General features: G+C 49.9%; 18 protein-coding genes. 5 read left to right on the plus strand and 13 right to left on the minus strand.

The window, feature by feature from the left end:
- Positions 1 to 126 precede the first annotated feature (126 nt).
- Both BMZ71_RS10215 and BMZ71_RS10220 read left to right on the plus strand, forming a co-directional pair.
- Positions 127 to 444 (plus strand): carboxymuconolactone decarboxylase family protein, encoded by a 318-nt coding sequence (locus tag BMZ71_RS10215; RefSeq protein ID WP_086941999.1) that lies wholly within the window; start codon positions 127 to 129, stop codon positions 442 to 444.
- An 18-nt stretch (positions 445 to 462) separates the two neighbouring features.
- Complete coding sequence (locus BMZ71_RS10220) at positions 463 to 876, plus strand: cupin domain-containing protein (protein ID WP_086989174.1); 414 nt, start codon at positions 463 to 465, stop codon at positions 874 to 876.
- 302 nt (positions 877 to 1,178) lie between these two features.
- On the opposite strand, the gene BMZ71_RS14935 is transcribed toward BMZ71_RS10220, so the two are convergent.
- The 6 genes from BMZ71_RS14935 to pgmB all read right to left on the minus strand — a co-directional run bounded on the left by BMZ71_RS14935 (position 1,179) and on the right by pgmB (position 9,384).
- The gene (locus BMZ71_RS14935) at positions 1,179 to 1,322 is read right to left on the minus strand and encodes a hypothetical protein (protein WP_177187586.1); all 144 of its coding nucleotides are present in this window, start codon (positions 1,320 to 1,322) and stop codon (positions 1,179 to 1,181) included.
- A gap of 68 nt (positions 1,323 to 1,390) precedes the next feature.
- Positions 1,391 to 4,255, minus strand: coding sequence for an alpha-L-rhamnosidase (locus BMZ71_RS10225; RefSeq protein WP_086989173.1), 2,865 nt, complete (start codon positions 4,253 to 4,255; stop codon positions 1,391 to 1,393).
- A gap of 203 nt (positions 4,256 to 4,458) precedes the next feature.
- Positions 4,459 to 5,835 (minus strand): MFS transporter, encoded by a 1,377-nt coding sequence (locus BMZ71_RS10230; RefSeq protein WP_086989172.1) that lies wholly within the window; start codon positions 5,833 to 5,835, stop codon positions 4,459 to 4,461.
- A gap of 96 nt (positions 5,836 to 5,931) precedes the next feature.
- A complete protein-coding gene (locus BMZ71_RS10235) occupies positions 5,932 to 6,936 on the minus strand; it encodes an AraC family transcriptional regulator (RefSeq protein ID WP_086989171.1) in 1,005 nt (334 codons plus the stop codon).
- 85 nt (positions 6,937 to 7,021) lie between these two features.
- A complete protein-coding gene (locus tag BMZ71_RS10240) occupies positions 7,022 to 8,701 on the minus strand; it encodes a glycoside hydrolase family 3 protein (protein WP_086989170.1) in 1,680 nt (559 codons plus the stop codon).
- Positions 8,695 to 9,384, minus strand: coding sequence for a beta-phosphoglucomutase (gene pgmB / locus BMZ71_RS10245; RefSeq protein WP_086989169.1), 690 nt, complete (start codon positions 9,382 to 9,384; stop codon positions 8,695 to 8,697). The genes BMZ71_RS10240 and pgmB overlap by 7 nt, the downstream gene beginning before the upstream one ends.
- Positions 9,385 to 9,578: 194 nt before the next feature.
- On the opposite strand from pgmB, the gene BMZ71_RS10250 reads away from it, so the two are divergent.
- Both BMZ71_RS10250 and BMZ71_RS10255 read left to right on the plus strand, forming a co-directional pair.
- Positions 9,579 to 10,055: an RpiB/LacA/LacB family sugar-phosphate isomerase gene (locus tag BMZ71_RS10250; RefSeq protein WP_068562268.1), complete on the plus strand. Its 477-nt coding sequence runs from the start codon at positions 9,579 to 9,581 to the stop codon at positions 10,053 to 10,055.
- Between the two features lie 358 nt (positions 10,056 to 10,413).
- On the plus strand, positions 10,414 to 11,697 hold the full coding sequence (locus BMZ71_RS10255; RefSeq protein WP_086989168.1) for a DEAD/DEAH box helicase: 1,284 nt from the start codon (positions 10,414 to 10,416) through the stop codon (positions 11,695 to 11,697).
- 683 nt (positions 11,698 to 12,380) lie between these two features.
- On the opposite strand, the gene metF is transcribed toward BMZ71_RS10255, so the two are convergent.
- From metF to rhaB, 6 genes are all read right to left on the minus strand, one after another.
- A complete protein-coding gene (metF, locus tag BMZ71_RS10260; RefSeq protein ID WP_086989167.1) occupies positions 12,381 to 13,241 on the minus strand; it encodes a methylenetetrahydrofolate reductase [NAD(P)H] in 861 nt (286 codons plus the stop codon).
- A 17-nt stretch (positions 13,242 to 13,258) separates the two neighbouring features.
- The gene (metE, locus tag BMZ71_RS10265; protein WP_086989166.1) at positions 13,259 to 15,541 is read right to left on the minus strand and encodes a 5-methyltetrahydropteroyltriglutamate--homocysteine S-methyltransferase; all 2,283 of its coding nucleotides are present in this window, start codon (positions 15,539 to 15,541) and stop codon (positions 13,259 to 13,261) included.
- A gap of 614 nt (positions 15,542 to 16,155) precedes the next feature.
- Positions 16,156 to 17,313: an iron-containing alcohol dehydrogenase gene (locus tag BMZ71_RS10270; RefSeq protein ID WP_086989165.1), complete on the minus strand. Its 1,158-nt coding sequence runs from the start codon at positions 17,311 to 17,313 to the stop codon at positions 16,156 to 16,158.
- A 35-nt stretch (positions 17,314 to 17,348) separates the two neighbouring features.
- Entirely contained in the window at positions 17,349 to 18,173 is an 825-nt protein-coding gene (gene rhaD, locus BMZ71_RS10275; protein WP_218142800.1) for a rhamnulose-1-phosphate aldolase, read from the minus strand.
- Between the two features lie 10 nt (positions 18,174 to 18,183).
- Positions 18,184 to 19,440 carry an L-rhamnose isomerase gene (locus tag BMZ71_RS10280; RefSeq protein ID WP_086989163.1) on the minus strand — a complete coding sequence of 419 codons (1,257 nt, stop codon included), beginning with the start codon at positions 19,438 to 19,440 and terminating at the stop codon, positions 18,184 to 18,186.
- A gap of 4 nt (positions 19,441 to 19,444) precedes the next feature.
- Positions 19,445 to 20,893, minus strand: coding sequence for a rhamnulokinase (gene rhaB / locus BMZ71_RS10285; protein ID WP_086989162.1), 1,449 nt, complete (start codon positions 20,891 to 20,893; stop codon positions 19,445 to 19,447).
- Positions 20,894 to 21,010: 117 nt separating this feature from the next.
- On the opposite strand from rhaB, the gene BMZ71_RS10290 reads away from it, so the two are divergent.
- Positions 21,011 to 21,967, plus strand: coding sequence for a helix-turn-helix domain-containing protein (locus BMZ71_RS10290; protein WP_086989161.1), 957 nt, complete (start codon positions 21,011 to 21,013; stop codon positions 21,965 to 21,967).
- Positions 21,968 to 22,512: 545 nt separating this feature from the next.
- Here the strand turns inward: BMZ71_RS10290 and galE are convergent.
- Positions 22,513 to 23,523 (minus strand): UDP-glucose 4-epimerase GalE, encoded by a 1,011-nt coding sequence (galE, locus tag BMZ71_RS10295; protein WP_086989160.1) that lies wholly within the window; start codon positions 23,521 to 23,523, stop codon positions 22,513 to 22,515.
- Positions 23,524 to 23,543: the final 20 nt, after the last annotated feature.

Consider the following 23,543-nt stretch of genomic DNA (forward strand, 5'->3'; position numbering starts at 1 on the left):
ACCAAAAATTGGGGGGTGGCAAGTTGTTTTTGTCGTTAACCCCGTTAAATCAACGAAAAAATACAAAATTGAACGTCTGGCAGAGCTAAACTTTGACAGTACGAACATTCCTAAGGAGATGATTTTATGGCAAAAGTAACGGCAGGAAGAGATTTATTGGGTGATTTTGCACCAAAATTTGCTGAATTGAATGACGATGTTCTGTTCGGGCAAGTCTGGTCACGGGAAAAGGAATTCGCGCCGCGCGATCGTTCCATCGTCACCGTCACCGCACTCATCACAGGCGGAAACTTCGAGCAGCTTCCGTTCCACTTGAACAAAGCGAAAGAAAATGGCATTACAAAAGAGGAGATTGTGGAAATCATCACCCAGCTTGCGTTCTATGTCGGCTGGCCGAAAGCCTGGTCCGCATTCAATATCGCAAAAGAAATATACAAAGATTAATTCACAGGAGGAAAAAATATGTCCAAAAACGAAGAAGTAAAAAAAGGCGTCATCTTCCCGATCGGGGATGAAAATACAGCTTACGCGCAGTACTTTGTCGGCCAAAGTTATTATAATGCACTGGTTGCCGATCCTGAAGTGGCTGTCGGCGTCGGCAATGTGACCTTTGAACCGGGTTGCCGCAACAACTGGCATATCCATCACGACGGCTACCAGATCCTGTTGGTCACCGGCGGAGAGGGTTGGTATCAGGAAGACGGCAAGCCTGCCCAATCCTTGAAGCCCGGGGATGTCATCGTGACGCATGACGGCGTGAAACATTGGCACGGTGCCGCTAAGGACAGCTGGTTCGAGCACATCGCCATCACTGCCGGAAAACCGGAATGGCTGGAAGCTGTTGCTGAAGATTTGTATGAAGGACTGCATCAATAATTGCAAAAAAAAGAATGTCCGGCCTTGGAATTGGGCCCGGACATTCTTTTTTGATTGTATTTTATTAGTGAAAAAGATTTGCGGGCGGCCGTTAGTCGGAGGAAATCTTGGTTTCACCCTCCAGCTCCGGAGAGGCAGCTGCCCGCCGGAGGACACCGGTCAGAATCGACCTCACCTCCTGCGAAGCGGACCTCGCCGGAGATTACAAGCATAATGTTGGCCGAACTCCGGCGAAGCCTCCGTTCACCGAAGGAGAACGATCAGGTACCCTGTCCTCCCGTTAGTCATCATTCACCGTCGCATCAATCTTCCACTATATAGACCGCCGCTTCATTGCCGGTATGGTTCGCGGCAACGATGATGTCACGATTTGCTTCGTTCACTACCATTATATTGGACGGCCCGCAGCCTTTGTCGACGATTTCGGTTTTGAATTCACCGTCCACATATTGAATATAGAACAGGTCGCAGTTTTCGCGACGGATGCCGCCTCATTCTTAAGTCATTATCTCCATCAGGCAAACGATGCATTCATCTGCTCCAGGACTTGTTCGCTGACAAAATTGGAAACAATCGGCAGGTCCTTGAAGTTTTCCATCGGCTTATCCAGATACTGCAAGGCCACATCATTGTTGCGCATCATAGGCAATTGTTCGAAGATCACTTTTCGGGCTGGTGTATATTCCAATAGTTCCCGGTAGGACATCTCGGTTGTGACTTCAGGGCAATAGTTCCGTGTCGGCATGTACGTGACGCGGTATTCACCTGCTTTGACTGTGACTTTTGCGCTATCCTCTAAAGCGACCGCAGACTGCAGCCACTCTGTTTTCTGTGCTTCTTCAAGCGTCAGATCCGGCAGGGTGATGGTTGCGATCGTCCCGAAAGGCACGCGGAAAGCGAAATCCAATTGTCCGTCCGCTAAAATTTCCCACGCGCTTTCGATGCGTCCGGATACCGATTGATAGTACCCTTCCGCTTTGCCCAACTGCGCACTCGGTTGCGGTGCCAGGAAGAAGTGTTTGTATCCTGGCTGACTGCTGTCCGCCTGGATGCCCAGCACGCAACGGTACAGCCATTCCACGATCGAGCCATAAGCATAGTGGTTCAAGGAGTTCATGTCCGTCCCGGAGATTTTCCCGTCCGGCAAAATTGAATTCCAGCGTTCCCAAATGGTGGTCGCACCCATTTTCACCGCAAACAACCAGCTCGGATAGTCCTCATTCAGCAATAAACCATACGCCAGTTCGTTCATGCCGTTCTTACTCAAAGCTTCCGCAAAATACGGCGTCCCGACGAACCCGGTCTGAAGGTGGACGCCGCTGGAAATGACTTTATCATAGAAATCTTTCGTCATCCGTTCTTTGAATGGTTCCGGGCAGAGATCGAAATAGTGGAAGAGGATGTAGGCTGTCTGGGTCGTTACCGCCAAGCGTCCCGTAGTAGTCAGGTATTCATTTTGGATGGCTTGTTTCACTTCCAAGGCCAATTGGGTGTACGCCAACGCATCATGCGTATTGCCCAAAACCTCCGCGGCTCGTGCCAGCAAGGAAGCCGAATGATAGTAGTACACGGATGCAACCAGAGCAGTGTCGGTGCCGCCCATCGGTGAGTGCGGATTATCCCCGTCCAACGCCAACCAATCACCGAACTGGAACCCGCTTGTCCAGAGGCGTTTGTCTCCGGATTTCGTATCTTCGCGAACGATATAGTCCACCCAATCTTTCATGGTCGGATAGTGTTCCTTCAGCAACGAACGATCGCCGTATTGTTCGTAAAGCACCCAAGGAATGACTGTCGCCGCATCCGACCAGGCGGCTGCGCCGGATCCGGTAACGAATCCGGCATCTCCTTCCGGCTTGATCTGTGGAACAACAAATGGAACGGATCCATTGAGCGCTTTTTGCTCCAAACGGAGATCGTGCATGAATTTTTTGTAGAAAGCCGGAGTGTACATATTATAGCTCGCTGTGCGGGCAAAGATCTGCGCATCACCAGTCCAGCCCATGCGCTCATCCCTTTGCGGACAATCCGTCGGCACATCCAGGAAATTACCTTTTTGCCCCCAAAGCGCATTCTTCAGCAATTGGTTCACATCCGGATTGGCTGTGATCATGCCGCTCGTCTCTTCCAGTTCGCTCTGGAGCACGTATCCTTTGAAGCCTAGATCCTGTTCCAGGAGATCGACACCGGTTATTTTGGCGTAGCGGAAGCCGTAAAATGTAAAGTACGGACGCACTTCGGCCGCTTTACCATTGCTGATGTAGGTGAATTTCGCTTCCGCCGTGCGTAGATTATCGCGGTAGAAGTTGTCTTCCTGCAGCACTTCGCCGACTTCATAGGTGATGACGGTTCCATCCGGCACATCCGCGGAGAACGTGATCCATCCGGTCATGTTCTGTTTGAAGTCCAATACTTGCTCTCCTGCAGGGGTAATAATCAGTTCTGGCACGAAGGCATCCACGATTTTAACCGGAATACTCAACCGTGCCTGAAGTTCTTCGGTATCCGTATCGCTCAGTTGCATCCGTTCCCAGCAAACAGCTGATTCTGATTCGCTGTATTTGTTCCAACCGTCGATTTCCAGGTTCGCGTCATACACTTCCCCGTCGTATATGCTACTGGAGACGAGCGGCCCCTCAGCGACTTCCCACGTATCATCGCTGGCGATGATTTCTTCCGTTCCGTCCTCATAAGTAACGATGCATTCCGCGATCAGGCGGAACTGATCCCCGTACAGATCTTCATATCCACCGTCGAATCCGAAGCGGCCTTTGAACCAGCCGTCCCCCAGCATGAAGCCGATCGCATTTCCACCTGCTTGAAGGGCTTCTGTGACATCGTACGTCTGGTATTGCTGCCAAAAATCATAAGAATGGAAGCCGGGAGCCAAATATTCGTCACCGATTTTTTCTCCGTTCAGATACAGTTCATAAATACCCAATCCTGTCGCATAAACGCGTGCCTTACGGATAGGTTTTGCAGGCAGGCGGAACAGTTTGCGCGCAAGCGGCATCCTTTGCAATTGTCGGGCAGGTTCGATCCATTTTCCGGTCCACAGTTCCTCTTCCTTCGCCGTCTCGAAGTAGTGGATTTCGGAAGAAGACTCGTCTCCACTAACATTCTTCGCAATCACTTTCCAGAAGTAGCGCGTGCGCGGCTGCAGCTTGATTTCCGGCTGATAGCACAGCGAATCCAAATCGGCTTGCATCCTGCTGTCATGGATGACCTCTTCAAAGTTCTCATCCAGTGCGATGAGGACACGGATTCCCTGCAATTCCTCCTCAAACGGCGCCTCGATTATCCACGATAAAGCCACCGTGTCCATCAAAAAGCCGATAGGATTCATTAGGTAGTTGGTTTTCAGATTATATATATTCATTGTGTGTGCTCCTGTCTTAAAAAATGAGAGTGGGACAAAAGGCATTTAGGCCCGGACCACTGGAGCGAATAAGCGCAAGATTGTCGCAGACCATCTGAGCATTTTTCGTGAAGTGGAACCATGGCCTGCCTTATGCCGCACGTTTGCGCAAATAATATTCGGATATATAATTTCAGGCTGGGTTTTTGTCCCAGCCTGTAACATTATCCGTTCACTCGTTTCGCTTTCAAGTCTTCCGCAATTTCAGGAAGTTTTTTGTCCAAGTCATAGAACAGAATCAACAAAATGCAGATTGCTGTGAAAGCGAGTGGCAGATAGGCGAAGATTGCCTTGATCGCGAATAAAGCTTCTGTTGATTGCGTTGCCCCTTGCGACACATAGCCGCCAAGTCCTAAAACGACACCCAGAATCAGCCCGCCCACTCCGGAGCCGACTTTTTCGGCAAAAGTTCCTGCCGAGAAAATCAAACCTTCGCTGCGGATGCCCGTTTTCCATTCACCGTAATCGGCAACGTCACCCAACATAGCGAAGCCTGCGACAGCTCCCGGCGCGATACCGAGTCCGCGGATGATCAAACCGACCATAATCATCGTAAAGTTTTCCGGGAACACCGCGATGATCAGCAGACCTATCATCATTACGATGCCTCCGATCAAGGTGATCGTTTTTTTGCTGAATTTGCTCAACAGAACAGGCATAAACACTGCACCTACCGCAATCGGCATAAAAGAAAGAATACCGATTACTGCCACTTTTGCAGGATCTCCCAAAATCCATTGGGCATAAAAAATGTTGATGCCACCCAAACCAGAGCTGATGAAACTGATTAGCATATATAGAATCATGATGACCCAGTATTTATTCTGCAACAGCGCCTTAAGATTCTTTTTCAAAGGAACCTTTTCGACAGCAACAGCAGACTCGATGACGCGTTCCTTAGAATTTTTGAACAGAATCAGCAACAGCACTGTCGAGATACCCCCGAATAGAGCGGCCATCCATGTCCAAGCCTGTTTATCGCCACCGAAGAAGTTTACGATCGGCAAAACCGCTGCAGTCACTCCCATCGCCCCCACGAATCCAGCTAAGGTGCGTGATGTCGATAGGTTGCCGCGATCGACTGGGTTCGATGTCGTAGTACCGATCATTGCGTTATAGGGAACCATCGTCGCTGTGTATACACCAGCCAAAGCAATCACATAAGTCACGAAAGCATAGACGGCTTTGCCAGTCGATCCCAGGAAATCCGGAGAAGTGAATAAGAGTATCATTGCCAATGCATAAGGGATCGCCATCCATAAAATCCAAGGTCTGGCCTTTCCGTGTTTCGAACGGGTCTTGTCGACGATCGCACCCATTGCCAAGTCGGAAGCGCCATCAAAAAGTCGTGCCCACAAGAGGATGTTGCCGACGATGACTGCGCTCAACCCGACCACATCGGTATAGTAATAAGTGATGAAGGAACTGGCCGTTGTCAGCATCAGGTTGGCCGCCAGATTCCCGAAGCCGAACGTCAACTTCTCGCTAATCGGCAGCTTGTTTTCGTCTGTTTGATCCAAAATTCTTGTTTCAGTTGCCATAATTATTCTCTCCTTTGTTCTGTTTTGTTTACTCTCTTATTAAACCGCTTTCGGCAAAGGCTTACAATGTCGTGCAAACAGAACAAAGTGGTCAAACTACAGGTCCCTCTGCCACGCTTCCTCGCGGATCTGCCCCGGCGTCTTGCCATGCATTTTTTTAAATGAGCGGAAGAAATAGCTCGTGTCCAAGTAACCGATTTCCTCGGATATTTCCTCCATCGAATAATTTGAAAAGACCAGAAGATGGCGCGCGTGCAGCATGCGTTGGCGCTGCAGCAATTGCTTGAAAGTGTCGCCCGTCTCTTTTTTGATCAGATTCCCCAGATAATTTTTGTTGAATCCCAGTTGTTGCGCCAGCATTTCCAAAGAAAGCATGCGGTAATCTTTTTCGATGATCGCCAACGCTTCCGTGACGACCTGATTCTGGTGGCGTTGTTTCTCTTTCGTCTCTTCTTCGAACGTGCGCGCCAGTTCCATGAACAGCAATGGAAGATAGAGGTGGATTACTTCGATATTCGGTTCCGCTTCGCCGTAGTATTCCTCCAGGATGTAATGCATGAAAGTTTGTACTTTTGCATTTTCTCCCGTCCGGAATACCAAAAACTGGTCTTCTTCGTGGATGCGTTGGCTTGCCAATACCAGAAATTCAGTCAATACCCCGCGTTTTCGCACGAGTTGCTGAAGTATTTTGGTATTGATCGTCTCCACTTTCAACAGAACATTGATGAGGATGTCGTTTTCGCCCAACGCCTGGAAGGAATGCGAACTGCCCCGGTCCAGCATGATGATGTCACCTTCATTGAGGACAATTTTTTCACCGCTCACTTCTTGGGTGCAGGAACCGGAATACATATAGTTCAATTCCAAAAACTGATGGTGGTGCAAGGGCATATCCGAATAACGATTGTGCTTACGGATATGGACGTCCCCTTTTTTGAAGAACATTTCTTCACTCAGTAGGAAATTTCCATTCAAGCGGAACTTATTCCCACTCAAGATTAATTCATCAAGAATGTCCGGATCCGTCACATTAAACCCAGATTTCAGTTGCTCTTTTTCAACTTTGGTTTCTTCCTTTAAAATACGGTCCAGTTCAAACATTTTGCGGCTCACCCTCTCTCATTGTCTCCTCCACCATTATACAGAAAAACCCAACCGGACTCATCAGGTTGGGCGCACAAAAAATCTATCTGCGGGCATCCGCCAATCCGCAATACGGATCGATCGGGCTCTCGCCCTTGAAATCACTCTTGCCGATAAGTTTGGCGACAAACGCTTCAATTACCGCCTCATGATTATCATAGGCATTGATGTAGGTCTTCACCATCGGCACATCCATCAGATGGTAGGGATTGCCCAGGCTCGCGAATATGGTCGGCACTTCGTCGACGAACCATGGGATATTGTTCCCTAGACCGAAGAAGGTGTACCAGTTGATTCTTGTCGTTGTGGCGTTGCTGCGGTTTTCGACATTGGCCAGATAAAGGACGGCATCATATTTGGAACGGAACTGGGAAACGGATTCGAATCCGGTCGTGAAATCTTCCGGCTGATACAACGTCACCTGGAATCCTTCCTTCTCCAACAGCGGCAGCACCTTGGAAAAGATTTGGGTATTCGATTCCTCGTAAGGCCCGAGCAGTTGCAGTAACAGACGAGGCGTCGCGTCCGGCCGTAGCGGTAGGTTACCGGCTGTATCTTTGACGAGGGTGATGCCTTTGTCGGCGGCTTCAGTAGCCCATTGGACGTGTTGTTCCGCCTGCAGGACGGCCAGTTCTTCCTTTGCCGGAACCAACAATGCATCCGCCTGTTTTTCAGGCAACTTCAATGCTGCTTTCATCGCCAGAATGCGGGTGACGGCTTCGTCAATCCGTTCCGGGGTAAGGATGCCGTTCGCGATCCCCTCCTTCATGAAGCGGATATCCTCCTCCAAGTCTTTGTTGAACAGGAAGATATCACAACCGGCAGCGATTGCTGTCGGAACGGCCAAACGCCGCTCCATCGCCGCGCAAAAACCGACCATCGGCGTCGCATCACTTGTGATGACGCCATTGAATCCGAGTTCCTCGCGCAACAGTTCCTGCATGATAACAGGAGATAAGGTGGCCGGCAGAAAAGCATCTTCTTCTGATTTCTGGACCGCCGGCAAAGCAATATGGCCGATCATCACCGATAATGAGCCTGCTTCGATGAGGCCCGAATAGACTTTACCATAGGTACTCCGCCATTCTTCAAGCGGCAAAGTGTTGACTGTCGTCACCAGATGCTGATCACGGAAATCGATGCCGTCCCCGGGAAAATGCTTGATCGAAGCCGCTACCCCGTTTTGCTGCACGGCTTCAACAAAACCTTTTGCATAGTTGAGGACGGTTTCGGGATCACTGCCGTACGTGCGCACATTCGTGATCGGATTATGAAAATTGTAGTCGATATCCACGACCGGCGCGAAGGCCCAGTTCACGCCTACCGCCGAACCTTCTTTGGCGCATACTTCACCAAGATGGTGCCCAAATTCGGCATCCTGACCAGCCGCCAACAACATCGGATTGCCAATGCGCGTACCGTCAATAGCGCTTCCCGTACCGCCCGCTTCCAGGTTGGCTGCGATCAGCATCGGAACCTTAGCCTGTTGCTGCAGATAGCGGTGGGCTTGCTGCACTTCTTCGCCTTTTCCGGGACGGAACAGCAGTCCGCCGACTTTCTTGTTGGCGGCCAAATCAAACAGTGCCTTTTCATCCGTGGACATGCCGATCGGACAGAACAGCTGGCCTACTTTTTCATCCAACGTCAAGTTTTCCAAAGTTAGGTTCACCCATGCTATTTGTTCATCTTTCAGATAAAAAGGATTCCCCTTCAAATCTACCATTCTTCAACACGCTCCTTCATCGTAGTCACTTTGCGTACAATTTCTTCCAATTTCAAATCTTTTGTAGCCGCCACTTCGATATCTGGAAGCCACTCAGCAAAGATAGGGATGGCGATGGCTACAGCGGGCATACCCGCCCTTTTGATCCCTTCAATACCAGCCAATGAGTCTTCGAAACCGATGCATTCCTGTGTTTCCAGACCCAAAGCCTGAGCAGCCTTTTCAAAAATCTCTGGATGCGGTTTGTTCTGTTTCAGCGATTCCGGATCGACGACGGCATCGAACATAGCCGATAGACCCAGTCTTTCCAGAATGAGCGGCGCATTTTTGCTGGCGGAGGCGATCGCCATGCGGTAGCCTGCATTCTTTGCCTCTTCCAGGAGTTCCGGAATACCCGGCAGGATGTCCGCTGCTGTGATTTCCGCGATCAACTCCAAGTAATGCGCATTTTTTTCTTTCAAAAGCTGTGCTTTTTCTTCCGAATCAAGGAGAAGTGTCGGATTCTCAGCCAAAATAAGTCCCAAAGATTCCGTTCTGCTGATGCCTTTGAGGCGTTCGTTCCATTCGCGGTCGATCGCGATGCCCAATCGATGCGCTATCCTTTTCCATGCCAAGTAATGCCGTTCAGCTGTATCAGTGATGACACCGTCCAAATCAAATACCAGTCCTTTTATTTCGCCCATTTGTCTACTCCATTCGAAGAATCCTAGTTTACATCTTCATCTTACATAATTGAGGCATCCCGAACAATGACAGAATCAAAGTGGCTACTGTTCAAATCACAGGTTTGTTCTGGCTTGATCTGTAAACTCAGTCTGTACTCCTCTCGCCGTTTGGCTTATACTTTTGGTTAATGATAGATAATGGAGGGATTTAGATGAAAATTGCCGTTTCCAGCGACCATGCCGGCTTCGCATTGAAAGAAGAAGTCAAAGCTTTACTCGAACAAGAAGGCCATGAAGTGCTCGACTTCGGACCTTACAACGAAGAACCTTGTGACCTGTCCGATTATGTTTATCCTGCCTCACTGGCTGTGGCAGAAGGAAAAGCCGACCGCGGTATCTTTGTCGATGGCGTCGGTTACGGCAGTGCCCTGATCGCCAACAAAATCTACGGCGTCTATGCGGCTGTCTGCCAAGATCCTTTCTGCGCGAAACTGGCGCGTTCCCACTCCGACACGAATGTTCTCTGCCTCGGCGGAAAGATCATCGGATCGGCATTGGCGCTTGAAATCGTGAGGGCTTGGATGACGACCGATTACCTCAGCGATATCGAAAAATACACGAACCGCGTCGACAAAGTGAAAAAGATTGCCGAAAAGCATCTGAAGAAATTGGATGAAATCCAGGAATAGTCAGTCATGAATTGACTGCATGCTGTTCGAAGCAAAAATTACTTCAAAAATAAGACCGCACCGAAATGGATGAACGAATCCATTTCGGTGCGGTTTTTTTTGCGGGTTATTTCGGATTCCTCAACGCTTCCTCGTCTTGTTTGCACCCTTATTATTCCACCCAAAAGCGGAATGCTATGACTTTTGCTTCCATTTGTGATATAGTAGGCCAGTCACGCTGTTGCTCAGAGTACCTATATAACGTTTCGTGGAGAGGCATTTGGCAAAATGAGAGTCCGGCTCTCTTTCCCAAACTGGCCTGACCCGAAACATACCCACTAAAATCAAATGCATGTAGAACATGCTGAAGGAGAACCATTTGTTATTTAAAGAACTAGAATTGAATCAACACCTGCTGCGCGCACTGAAAGAGGCAGGCTACACGAAAGCGACGCCCATCCAAGAAGATGCCATTCCGCATCTGATGAACAACAAGGATTTGTTGGGTTGTGCCCAAACTGGTACCGGTAAGACCGCTGCCTTTGCCCTGCCGATTCTGCAGAATCTGACGGAACAAGAAACCGCTGGAAAAGGCGCCATCAAAGCCCTGATCCTTGCGCCGACCCGCGAACTTGCCCTGCAAATCGGGGAAAGCTTCCAAATTTACGCAAAATACCTTCCATTGAAGATCCAAGTCATTTTTGGCGGTGTTTCCCAGAATCCTCAAACAACCGCGCTGAAACGCGGAACGGATATCCTTGTGGCGACGCCAGGCAGATTGTTGGACCTAATCGGACAAGGTTACATCAAACTGAACCAAGTCGATTTCTTTGTCCTGGATGAAGCCGATATGATGTTGGATATGGGGATGCTCCATGATGTACGCCGCATCATCCGCGAATTGCCTAAGAAACGCCAAAGCATGTTCTTTTCAGCCACTATGCCGACTGAAATCGAAAAACTTGCGGGGACTATTTTGTCAAATCCGGTGAAAGTGGAAGTTACTCCGGTTTCCTCGACTGTAGAAGTCATCCACCAGAGCGTTTATCCTGTAGCCAAGACCGACAAAACTGACTTGCTTATCCACCTGTTGAAGGAAGATACAGTGGAACGCTCGCTTGTCTTCTCAAGAACGAAGCACGGCGCCAACAAGATCGTCAAAAAGCTTTTGCAGGCTGGACTTTCAGCTGAAGCGATCCACGGCAATAAATCCCAGACTGCGCGTCAGCGTGCTTTGGAAAACTTCAAGACCAAAAAAACCAGCGTTCTTGTAGCGACAGATATCGCAGCTCGTGGTATCGATGTGCCTGAGCTCTCGCATGTCATCTTGTTTGATCTGCCTGAAGTTCCGGAAACCTATGTTCACCGTATCGGACGGACGGGACGCGCAGGACGAGGCGGAAAAGCCATCTCCTTCTGTGATGAAACAGAAGCATCCTTGTTGCGAGACATCGAAAAACTTATCCAGAGAAAAGTTCCAGTCGTAACAGATCAGCCTTTCCTGTTGAAAGAAGGCACTAAGGCAGCTGCACCACAGCCGAAAAAACCGGTTGCCGCTCGCAATAACGGAACTCGTGTCAAAAACCAGCAAGGTCCAAGAGGCGGCCAAAAAGCCTCACAAAGACCGCGTTTCCAAACTAAACAAAACACGCAAAGCAAATGACAGACAAGAGAGCTCCCGCCGGAAATGGCGGGAGCTCTCTTTTTATGACACAACTGATGAATGCGGCGGGATGAAACGTTTTGCTCCGGGGAACGGAGGCTTCGCAGGAGCTGGCACGTGCGCAAAACGCTCACCTCCGTCAAGCCCTCGTTCGACGGAGATCAGCCTCCGTCCCCGCACTTAGCTCCGGCAAACATTCGCTCGCAGGAGAACAGCTGTTATCGGGGACCGCAACTCCGTTGAGACGGGCGCTCACCGGAGGAAACCACCTTCTCCGACCAGGGTTGGCTTCGCAGGAGCTGGCACGTGCGCAAAACGCTCACCTCCGTCAAGCCCTCGTTCGACGGAGATCAGCCTCCGTCCCCGCACTTAGCTCCGGCAAACATTCGCTCGCAGGAGAACAGCTGTTATCGGGGACCGCAACTCCGTTGAGACGGGCGCTCACCGGAGGAAACCACCTTCTCCGACCAGGGTTGGCTTCGCAGGAGCTGACGCGTGCGCAAAACGCTCACCTCCGTCGAGCCCTCGTTCGACGGAGATCAGCCTCCGTCCCCGCACTTAGCTCCGGCAAACATTCGCTCGCAGGAGAACAGCTATTACCGGGGACCTCAACTCCGTTGAGACGGGCGCTCACCGGAGGAAACCACCTTCTCCGGTAAGCGACGCCCAAACGAAGTTCACGTTCAAATCAGATTCTTGATTCCGTCGCAGATTCTTTTTGCGACGATCGGATTGTTCATCGTGTAGATGTGGATGCCGTCGACATCGTGCGCCAGCAGATCGACTATCTGGTTGATCGCATAGGCCATGCCGGCATCAAAAAGTGCCTCTTTGTTGTCTTCGTATTTGTGCATCACCCGGGAAAACTTTTCCGGCAAGGAGGCGCCGCAGAGCGTCACCATCCTTTCGATCTGCGCTTTGTTGATGACCGGCATGATGCCCGCCTCAACCGGCACGTGCATGCCTGCAATCTGGAGATGTTCCCGGAAGGAATAGAAGGCATTGTTGTCGAAAAAAAGCTGGGAAATCAGATGCTGCACCCCGCTGTCCACCTTTTCCTTCAGATGGGCGATGTCCTCGATTTTATTCTTGGATTCCGTATGGCATTCCGGATAACAGGCGCCGCTGATGGAAAAATCACCATACTGCCTGATGAATTTGACCAGATCGCTGGCATAGCGAAAGTCCTGCTTCGCTTCCACTGCCGGATTTTTATCCCCGCGCAAGGCAAGGATGCTGTCGATGTCGGCCGCCTTCAGTTCCTCCAGCAATTCGCAGATTTCGAATTTCGATGAATTCAGACAAGTCAGATGCACCAGCGGGTCGATTCCGTATTGCTGTTTGATCCGTTTGGCCAATTCAACGGTCTGGTTATCCGTGTGGCTTCCGCCGGCGCCAAAAGTGACGCTGATGAAATCAGGGTTCAGTTCGCTCAGGATCGCCAGTGTCTCATCGATGTTCTGGATCGCTTTATCGCGCTTCGGCGGGTAGATTTCGAAGGAAAGCACCGGTTTTTTCTTTTGGAATTTGGATTCTATTTTCATCAGCTTTCACCTCTTTTTTAGACTGAGACTGCGTCTTTGATGATTTGCGCCGCCGCGACCAGATTGGCGAGGCTTTCTCTTGTTTCTTTGATGCCCCGTGTTTTCAGTCCGCAGTCCGGATTGATCCATAGATTTTCCTCGTCTATCTTCGTCAGCGCGTTCTTCAATACCGCTACCATCTCTTCGACACTCGGCACGCGCGGCGAGTGGATGTCGTAAACACCCGGTCCGACTTCCGTTTCGAACTGGTTCGCCTTCAAGGCATCGATGATCGTCAGTTTGGAACGGGAGGCTTCAAAAGAAATGACGTCCGCATCCATGTTATCGATATCCTTTACGATTTCCTCGAATTCGCTGTAGCACATATGCGTATGCACCTGCGTCTCCGGTCTCACGCCACTGTGGCAAAGGCGGAATGCCGGAATCGCCCAATCAAGGTACTCGCTCGCCCATTCTTCTCTGCGGATCGGCAACTTCTCCTTCAGAGCCGCTTCATCGATCTGGATGATTTTGATGCCCGCTTCCTCCAAATCGAGAACCTCTTCGCGGATCGCCAGACCGATCTGGAAAGCCATCTCCCTCAGCGAAATGTCCTCACGCGGGAACGACCAATTCAAGATTGTCACCGGACCAGTGAGCATCCCTTTGACCGGTTTGTCGGAAAGACTCTGCGCATATTCCGAATAGAATACGGTGATCGGGTTTTCGCGTCGGATGTCCCCGAAAATGATCGGCGGCTTGACGCATCTTGTTCCGTAGGACTGTACCCAAGCTTTTTCGGTAAACACGTATCCAGCCAGATTTTCGCCGAAGAATTCAACCATGTCGTTGCGCTCGGATTCGCCGTGGACCAGCACATCCAGCCCCAGTTCCTCCTGCAGATCGATGCATTCTTTGATGAAGCCTTTGATGTTTTCATCGTATTCGGCTTTTGAGATCGCGCCTTTGCGGTACTTGCTGCGGTTCTGCTTGACTTCCCTCGTCTGCGGGAAGGAACCGATCGTCGTTGTCGGCAACAGACCCAGTTGCAGTTTCTCTTTTTGGATCGCCCTCCGTTTTTGTCTCGGAACGTTTCTGACAAAATCTCTTTCCGTCAAGCTCGCTACGGATGCTTGCACGTGCTTGTCTTCGTAGACCCGGTCCGCTGAAAAGACTTTTTGATTCGCAAGATAAGCTGCCTGCTCTTCATATCCGGATCCGGATGTGCCGATCAACTCCGTCAGCTCTTTGATTTCCTGCAGCCTTTCCTTCGCGAAAGCGAAATACTGGGAAACTTCTTCCGGCAAGCTCGTTTCGTTTTCCAGCGTGTAGGGAACATGCAGCAACGAACAGGAAGTGCTGATGACGATGTCGTTGCTGTGTTTCTTCAACCCATTGACCAACGTGATGACCTTTTTGTAGTCGCTCTTCCAGATGTTTTTCCCATTCAGGACACCGGCAAACAATGTTTTATCAGCCGGAAAGCCATATCTTTCCAAAAGTTCCACAGTCTGTTTGCCTTCGATGAAATCAAGGCCGATGCCGTCGAAATCGAGCCCGACCACTTCTTCATAGCTGTCCCTGATATCGCCGAAGTATGTTTGCAGCAATACTTTTACGTTACCCTTATGCGCCAAGACTTTTTCGTAAAGGGCCGTGAACAGCGCTACATCTTCTTGCGTCAGATCGGTGACCAGGCTCGGTTCATCGAACTGCACCCACTCCACACCCTGTTCGTTGAACCGATCGAGGATTGCGATATAGGCATCTGCCACTTGGTCGGCAAAATCATTTATTGTTTTCGAGCCTTTGTATTTGGCCAGCTTCAGGAAAGTGAATCCGCCGATGAGGACCGGTTTCGTCAGCACACCGATTGCTTTGGCTTCTTCGTACTCGACAAAAGGCTTATCGCCCACCAATTTAATTTCGGTATTGTCGGACAGTTCTGGAACCAAATAATGATAGTTGGTGTTGAACCATTTCTTCATCGCCAAGGCTTTGGCGTCGCCCGCTACGCCCTGGTATCCGCGCGCAGCCGCAAAATAAGTGTCGCGCTCGCTCAAACCGAGCTGTCTGTAGTTTTCAGGCAACGCGTTCAACAGGACCGTCAGATCCAGCACGTTATCGTAATATGAAAAATCATTCGAAGGGATGTGGCTAATGCCGGCAGCCTGCTGCAGATTCCAGTGCATCTCCCGCAAACCCTTTGCGACTTGCTCCAACTCTTCTGTTGAAATTTCTTGCTTGAAATATTTTTCGGATGCGAACTTTAATTCGCGCAATTTACCGACCCTTGGAAAACCGATTACTGAACTGTTCATTTTGATTCCTCCATTTCATTTTTTGGTTCCTGCTGCAAAACTATCAATCATGCTTTTAAGTGTTGTACTGTTTGCTGATCATCATTCATCAGAAGGTGGTTTCAGTATGCCACGGAATCCGGATATAGGATAACACTTAATAAATATACGCAGTTATAGCTCTTCGCTATAACATCGTGCGGCCTGATCCTAGTTGACTGGAGTTGGACCGGGTTTTGTCGGCTGTTTTGAGCATTCCACATCGCGAACTGTCGAGAGACCAAACTTCTGTCGGCTATTCCGAGCATTCCACGTCGCAGATAGCCGAGAGATCAGTCTTCTGTCGGTTGTTTCGAACATTTCTCGTCGCAAACAGCCGAGAAATCAGTCTTCTGTCGGGTGTTCCGAGCATTTTATGTCGCGAACTGTCGAGAGATTCGGCTTCTGTCGGCTTTTCGCTATTCAAGGTATCCTCAACAGCCGACATCCATTTCTATAACCGTCTTTTGGCACAGCAAAGAAGAGCCACCTCAAAAATCGAGGCGGCTCTTCTTTATTGTCGACAATCTTGTTTTGGACAAATTCGGATTATCTGCATTTCTTTGAAAACTTAGTAATTTTAGCTCAGGTGTGGATTATTGGAACAACTTTTTGTACATCGCAATCGTTTCTTCTAATGTCGGCGTGAATGGGTTTCCTGGTGCGCAGGCATCGATCATGGCATTTTTGGACAGGTAATCGTAATCGAATTCCTCTTCCTTGATGCCCAACTCATTCAATGAGGTTGGAATACCAACGACTTTGGACAAACGTTTGATTTCTTCGACCGTGTAATCCGCGCAGGCTTGATCGGATACGTCAGCCGTTACTGCCAAGCCTAATGCTTTCGCTACTTTGCGGAAACGTTCAGGTGCAAATTTGGCATTTTCAGCTTCCACAATCGGCAATAACATCGCGCAGCAGACGCCGTGCGGCAAGTGGTAGACGGCACCCAATTGGTGAGCCATCGAATGCACATAGCCCAGGCCGGCATTGTTGAAGGCCATTCCGCCCAAGAAAATGGCATTGACCATTTTATCGCGCGCATCCAAGTCCGTTCCGTTTTCGACAGCTTTCGGCAAGTATTCGCGGATCAATTCGATTGCTCCGGCTGCCAATACTTCCGTCACAGCGTATGCGCCCGGTGTTACCATCGATTCGATCGCATGTGTCAACGCGTCCATCCCAGTTGCGGCTGTCAATGATTTCGGCATCGTCAACATCAATTCAGGATCGTTCACGGAAATCTTCGCCAAGCTGTTTTTGTCGACCATAACCATCTTCACTTTGCGGTCTTCATCGGTGATGACGTAGTTGATCGTGATTTCAGCGGATGTTCCGGCAGTCGTGTTGATCGCCACAACCGGCAAGCCGGCTTTAGCGGATTTGTGCAAGCCTTCGTAATCCTGCGGTTTGCCGCCGTTTGTCAGGATGATGCTAATGGCGCTCGCTGCATCCTGAGGAGAGCCACCGCCGAAGGAAATGATGAAGTCGCAGTTTTCCGCTTGTGCCATCGCCACGCCTTCGTTTACGTTTTTGCAGGTCGGGTTCGGATCGACATCCGCATAGATCACATAGTCGATTTCCGCATTGTCCAACTCTGCCAAAACAACGTCGATCATTTCGCTTTTGGCCAAAAAGTTATCCGTTACGAACAAAGCTTTCTTGTAGCCAAGTTCCTTCACATTGCTGCCCAATTCCTTGATGCAGCCTTTTCCGATAAGGTTTATTGCTGGTACATAAAAAGTTGCCATTTTCCATTATCTCCTTTTGTTAAAAATCAGATGGATTAGATATTCAAGTAGCCCGCTCTTGGGGTTACCGAGAAACGTTTGCCAAGATTGCTCAGTTGTTCGTCAGTGATTTCCTGTCTGATGCCGCCTTGCGATTGAACAAGTGTGTAGACAGTCGCTGATTTTTCAGCCGTTTCGACCAAACCGAAACACTCTTCCAAATCTTTTCCGGCTGCGTACAAACCGTGGTGTGGCCATACGATCAGACGGTATTCCTTCATTTTTTCAGCAGTCGCTTCGCCGATTTCGTTCGTTCCAGGCATCAGCCAAGGCAAGATGCCCACACCTTCTGGGAACACGACCAATGACTCGGTGCACATTTTCCAAAGGATGCGCGTGAAGCTTCTTTCATCCAACTCGCAAGAGAAGGACATCGCCAACAGGTTGGTGGCGTGGCAGTGGTAAACGACACGGTTTTCAGGATCGACTGACAAGCGCGCAATGTGCGACATCAAATGAGCAGGCAATTCGCTTGTAGGAGCCGCTCCATTTTCGTAGCCCCATAACAGATCCACGCTGTTGCCTTCCGCAGTTACTTTCAGGATACCCAAGACATCAGCCGGATCATGGATGACGTTTTTGAAGAATTTCCCTGTTCCTGTGACCAGGAAATATTTCCCAGCCAATGCTTTGCCGTCGAAAGCGATCGGAATGTTGCGTTTCACTTCGTTCAGATCCAGATATTCCGTAATTTCCTCTTCTTTCAGCAAGTAGGACAAGTTGCCGCTGTTTCTTTCGTGCCAGCCGAATTTGTACATGACGTCCGTCAACAGCATGACTTCTTTGATGAATGGTGCTTCTAAAATGTTTTTCATTTTTATGATTTCCCCCTTATTTGCGTTCCGTCAGAATTTTTTGTTCGTAGTCTTTTACTTCAGTCAGCCATTCCGTACCAGCTGGTACATTTTGTTGTTGGCAATAGAATTCCCAGACAGCGCCGAATGGAAAAGATTTCATTTCTTCCGTGACAGCCAAACGGGTTGTGAAATCGCCTGTGCTTTCGGCATCCTTCAATGTTTCGATCGGGCTCAACATGCCCAAAAGCAAGGATTTCAATGTGCTGCGTGCGCCGATGACCATGGCTGCGACACGGTTGATCGTTGCATCGAAGAAGTCCATGCCGATGAAAGTTTTGTCCAACAAATCGTTGCGAACCAATGTTTCGCCGATACGGGTCGTCGCTTCATCCAAGATGACCACGTGATCGGAATCCCAACGGATCGGACGGCTCACGTGCAGCATCAAGCCTTTACCGAAAGGCAGGAAGGCCGTGAATTTATCGGATACATCCTCGGTTGGATGGAAATGTCCCGCATCGATTGTCCACAGGATATCCCTTGTCAAAGCGTAAGACAGATAGAAATCATTGGAACCGGTCGTGAAGCTTTCTGCACCGATGCCGAAGAGTTTGCCTTCGACTGCATCCAGCATGTGCGCATCATCGAATTTTTCTTCCAAACATTGATCCAAAGCATCGCGCAAGCGTACACGCGGCGACATTTTGTCGATCGGATTGTCTTTGTAGCCGTCCGGGATCCAGATGTTGTTCACGCAGGTTTGGTTTAGTTCTTCGCCGAAATAAGCGGCCACTTTACGGCTGCGTTTCACATGCTCGATCCAGAATGCTTGCGTTTCAGGGTCATTGCTGGACAATGTGCCGTCTGTCGATTTCGGATGGGAGAAACACGTAGGATTGAAGTCCAAACCAAGGCCTTTTTCTTTAGCCCATTGCACCCATTTTTCGTAGTGCTTCGGTTCGATCTGGTCCAAGTCGATTTTTTCGTCCGTATCCACGTAGATGGCATGCAAATTCACTTTATGATTACCAGGGATCAGGCTCAAGGCTTTATCCAAATCGGCACGCAGTTGCGCTGGCGTCGTTGCTTTGCCCGGGTAGTTGCCGCTGACGGAAATCCCGCCGGTCAAGGCTTGGTCAGGGAACATGAATCCCAATACGTCGTCCCCTTGCCAACATTGCAAGGAAACCTTGATTTGGCTCAATTTTTCAAGTACTGTGTCTGTATCCACACCGATGGCGGCGTATTTCTGTTTCGCTAAAGCGTATGCTTCTTCAATAGGTTTTGTCATCTGTCTATACTCCAATCTTTTCTTCGTATTTTTTTAGGTGCTCCCGGTCTGCGATCGGGTTTGGCGGGTATTCTTCAACGTGGATCTGGCTTCTCAGCCAAGTCCTGGCTTCCGCCAGGTCAGCGAATTCTCCGGCTGCGATCATCTGCACGAGTAGGTTTCCGATTGCGGTGCCTTCGGTAGGTCCGGCAACGACCAGCTTCCCGGTGACATCAGCAGTCAGCTGATTCAGCAGTTTCACGTTCGCTCCACCGCCAACGATGTGCAGCACATCGACTGTTTCTTGCGTAAGTTGTTCGACTTTCTTTAGTTCATGCGCATAGGCCAAGGCCAGATTGCTGTAAACGCACATCACCAATTCGCCGGTCGTTTCCGGAACGATTTCGCCCCGTTCGCGGCAAAAGGCTTGGATTTCCGCGATCATATTTGCTGGATTGAGGAAGCGCGGATCGTTCAGATCGACATACTGCAGGAACGGTTCGACTGCATAGGCCATCTGCGCCATTTCGCCGTATGAGTGGCGATAATCCAGGTTGCGCGCGATTTCCTGCACGAACCACATGCCCGTGATGTTCTTCAGGAATCGGTAGGTGCCGTAAGCGCCCCACTCATTCGTGAAGTTCGCTTCGTAGGCGGGACGGTCATTTATCGGTGCGTCGTTTTCGACACCGATCAACGACCAAGTGCCGCTGCTGAGGTAGGCCCATTTACCGCCCAGCGCCGGCACGCCGACGATGGCGGATGCCGTATCGTGCGTCGCTGCAGCGATCACTTCGATTTTGGGCAAATCATAGCTTTCCGTCAGATCAGCCTTCACATCGCCGACTTTCGTTCCTGGCACAACCAGTTCCGGGAACTTCTCTCTCGGGATGCCGACAAGTTCAAGCAGGTCGGCATCGAACTCCCCGGTTTCGAGATTCAACATCTGCGAAGAAGACACATTCGTCACTTCGCCGACCATTTCCCCGGTCAAGCGGTATGCCAGATAATCCGGTACCATCAAAATTTTGTCGGTCTTGGCCAACAAGTCCTTGTCCTCTTCATACAGTTGATACAAAGTATTGAAGTTCAGGAACTGGATGCCCGTTTTGGCGTAGATTGTCTCTTTGTCGATCTCTTGCACCACTTTTTCCATCGTATCTTTCGTGCGTTCGTCCCGGTAACTGATCGGCAGCTGCAGCAATTGGCCGTCCATTCCGATCAGGCAGTAGTCGACCGCCCACGTATCGATCCCGAGATGGCATTCCGTCACGCCGAGTGCCTTCAGTTTGGATAGCCCAGTCAGGATTTCTTCGAAAATGGTTTCGATATCCCATCTGTCGGATCCGTCGATGCGGTTGAAGCCATTTTTGAAACGGTGCACTTCCTGCAACGCCAATTGTTTATTATCTATTTCCGCCAGCATGATCCGCCCGCTGGAGGCTCCGATATCTATCATCGTATAGTACTTCATTTACTTGTTTCACACCTCCGCCTTGTAATTGTTTACATTACTATTAAACAACTTCTGAATTTATGCTACAATGTCACTGAATGAGTTGTGAGTACCAAATATACAGGAGGTGTTCGAATGGATCTGATTGCGCTGTTATCGCAGGAATCTGTCATCGAAAAGGAACAGAAAAAGCGGCATAAATTTGTGCCCGATCTGCCGGAACTGGAGGGGGAGGCGACCCGGGCGCCAAAAATCAAGGAACATCTGTTTTTCGAAAACAAGGACATCTACATCAGCAAACACAACCGCTACGCCGCCTACCCGGAGCACTCGCACCAATTCCTCGAACTCAACTACATCGTGAAGGGCGAATGCCGCCAGATCATCAACGGCGTCCCTTACTTGTTGAAGGAAGGCGACATCCTGCTGATGGACACCGGCAGCGCGCATTCCATCGAAGCGCTCGGCAAGGACGATCTGCTTTTGAACATCCTCTTCAACAACAAAAGCATCTCGATCAACTGGCTGATGAACATGAACCACCACGACAGCATCCTCTACAAAATTTTGCTGACGAATAACCCACTGGACACGAATGCAGCCAACTTCATCCTGTTCCGCAATGAACAAAACGAACACATCAAGCAAATCATCAACAATATGGCCGATGAATATTTCTTCCCGAAAGTCTTTTCCGGAAAGATCATCAGCAGTTATCTGCCGATCCTGATTTACGAATTGGCGCGTTCCCTGCCGCACGAATACAGCGAAACGTTCAGCAAAAAAGACCCCTTTTACGAGGTCCTTCAGCTGATTGATGCCGAGTTCACGACCCTGACCTTGGACGCGGCATCCAAACGGCTGAACTTCAACAAAAACTACTTGAGCAACATGATCAAGAAGCGCAGCGGCCAGACGTTCACGGAACTGCTGAACGAAAAGCGGCTGCTGAAAGCCAACCTGCTCATCGAATCCACCGAAATCCCGATCCAGACGATCCTGACCGAAGTCGGCTTTTCGAACAAGACTTATTTCTATACGTGTTACAAAAACAGATTCCACTGTCTGCCATCGGAAGTGCGGAAAAAATGATGTATGCTTGCACGGTTGTCGGATTCTTCTCGGTTATCCGACAACTCCAAGTTCATACGCTTGCTCGTTGTCGGATTCTTCTTGGTTATCCGACAACTCCAAGTTCATACGTTTGCTCGTTGTCGGATTCCTCGCGGTTATCCGACAACTCTTAGTTCATACGCTTGCTGGTTGTCGGATTCTTCTCGGTTATCCGACAACTCTTAGTTCATACGCTTGCTGGTTGTCGGATTCTTCTCGGTTATCCGACAACTCTAAGTTCATACGTTTGCTCGTTGTCGGATTCTTCTCGGTTATCCGACAACTCTTAGTTCATACGTTTGCTCGTTGTCGGATTCTTCTCGGTTATCCGACAACTCTTAGTTCATACGCTTGCTGATTGTCGGATTCTTCTCGGTTATCCGACAACTCTAGGTTCATACGTTTGCTCGTTGTCGGATTCTTCTCGGTTATCCGACAACCCCAAACACTCGAACCAAATCTAACCCAAAAAACGAAAAAAGTGAAGGACAGCGCCGACAAAATCGGGGCTGTCCTTCACTTTTTCATTCGTAGCCGTTCGGATTGTTCTTTTGCCAATTCCAGGAATCGCGGCACATGTCCGCCAATGTCTTCTGGGCGGTCCAGCCGAGTTCTTCTTTGGCTTTCGTCGCATCCGCGTAGCAAGTCGCGACATCGCCGGGGCGTCTGTCGACAATTACGTAAGGGATCTCGACACCATTGGCATCCTGGAAGTTATGCACCAAGTCCAGCACGCTGTAGCCGGTGCCTGTTCCTAGGTTGTAGATGCCAACGCCTTCCGTTTCCTTGATTTTGTCCAAAGCCTTGATGTGGCCTAAAGCCAAGTCGACGACATGGATATAGTCGCGGACGCCTGTGCCATCCGGTGTATCGTAATCATCACCGAATACGCTCAAGCGCGGCAATTTTCCGACCGCCACTTGCGTGATGTATGGCATCAGGTTGTTCGGGATGCCGGTCGGGTCTTCGCCGATCAGGCCGGATTCATGCGCGCCGATCGGGTTGAAATAACGCAGCAAGGCGATGCTCCACTCGGAATCGGCGAATGCCACGTCCTGCAGGATCTGTTCGATCATCACTTTTGTGTAGCCGTAAGGGTTCGTTGCGCTTGTCGGCAGGTCTTCCGTCAGCGGTGACACGTTGTTCATGCCGTAGACCGTCGCCGAAGAACTGAAGACGATCTTCTTCACGCCGTGGCTGCGCATCACATCGCACAATACCAAAGAGCTCGTGATGTTGTTGTGGTAATATTCGATCGGTTTCGCCACGGATTCTCCGACTGCTTTGTAGCCCGCGAAATGGATGACCGAGTCGATTTCCTCTTTTGCGAAAACGGCGTCCAAGGCTTCGCGGTCCAACACATCCACTTCATAGAAAGTCGGTGCTTTGCCGGTGATCGTTGCGATCCGGTTCAACACTTCCGGTTTGCTGTTCGAATAGTTGTCGACGATAACGACTTTCTGACCTGCTTTCAATAATTCCACTACGGTATGGCTGCCGATGTAGCCGGCGCCTCCAGTCACTAATACTGACATTTTATCCCCTCCACTTTCCT

It is taken from the genome of Trichococcus flocculiformis (genome assembly GCF_900113645.1).
GTDB lineage: Bacteria > Bacillota > Bacilli > Lactobacillales > Aerococcaceae > Trichococcus > Trichococcus flocculiformis.

Coding starts and splice junctions, on each gene's coding strand:
- BMZ71_RS10215 (WP_086941999.1), top strand. CDS start 127: ATGGCAAAAGTAACGGCAGGAAGAGATTTATTGGGTGATTTTGCACCA.
- BMZ71_RS10220 (WP_086989174.1), top strand. CDS start 463: ATGTCCAAAAACGAAGAAGTAAAAAAAGGCGTCATCTTCCCGATCGGG.
- BMZ71_RS10225 (WP_086989173.1), bottom strand. CDS start 4,255: ATGAATATATATAATCTGAAAACCAACTACCTAATGAATCCTATCGGC.
- BMZ71_RS10230 (WP_086989172.1), bottom strand. CDS start 5,835: ATGGCAACTGAAACAAGAATTTTGGATCAAACAGACGAAAACAAGCTG.
- BMZ71_RS10235 (WP_086989171.1), bottom strand. CDS start 6,936: ATGTTTGAACTGGACCGTATTTTAAAGGAAGAAACCAAAGTTGAAAAA.
- BMZ71_RS10240 (WP_086989170.1), bottom strand. CDS start 8,701: ATGGTAGATTTGAAGGGGAATCCTTTTTATCTGAAAGATGAACAAATA.
- pgmB (WP_086989169.1), bottom strand. CDS start 9,384: ATGGGCGAAATAAAAGGACTGGTATTTGATTTGGACGGTGTCATCACT.
- BMZ71_RS10250 (WP_068562268.1), top strand. CDS start 9,579: ATGAAAATTGCCGTTTCCAGCGACCATGCCGGCTTCGCATTGAAAGAA.
- metF (WP_086989167.1), bottom strand. CDS start 13,241: ATGAAAATAGAATCCAAATTCCAAAAGAAAAAACCGGTGCTTTCCTTC.
- metE (WP_086989166.1), bottom strand. CDS start 15,541: ATGAACAGTTCAGTAATCGGTTTTCCAAGGGTCGGTAAATTGCGCGAA.
- BMZ71_RS10270 (WP_086989165.1), bottom strand. CDS start 17,313: ATGGCAACTTTTTATGTACCAGCAATAAACCTTATCGGAAAAGGCTGC.
- BMZ71_RS10280 (WP_086989163.1), bottom strand. CDS start 19,440: ATGACAAAACCTATTGAAGAAGCATACGCTTTAGCGAAACAGAAATAC.
- rhaB (WP_086989162.1), bottom strand. CDS start 20,893: ATGAAGTACTATACGATGATAGATATCGGAGCCTCCAGCGGGCGGATC.
- BMZ71_RS10290 (WP_086989161.1), top strand. CDS start 21,011: ATGGATCTGATTGCGCTGTTATCGCAGGAATCTGTCATCGAAAAGGAA.
- galE (WP_086989160.1), bottom strand. CDS start 23,523: ATGTCAGTATTAGTGACTGGAGGCGCCGGCTACATCGGCAGCCATACC.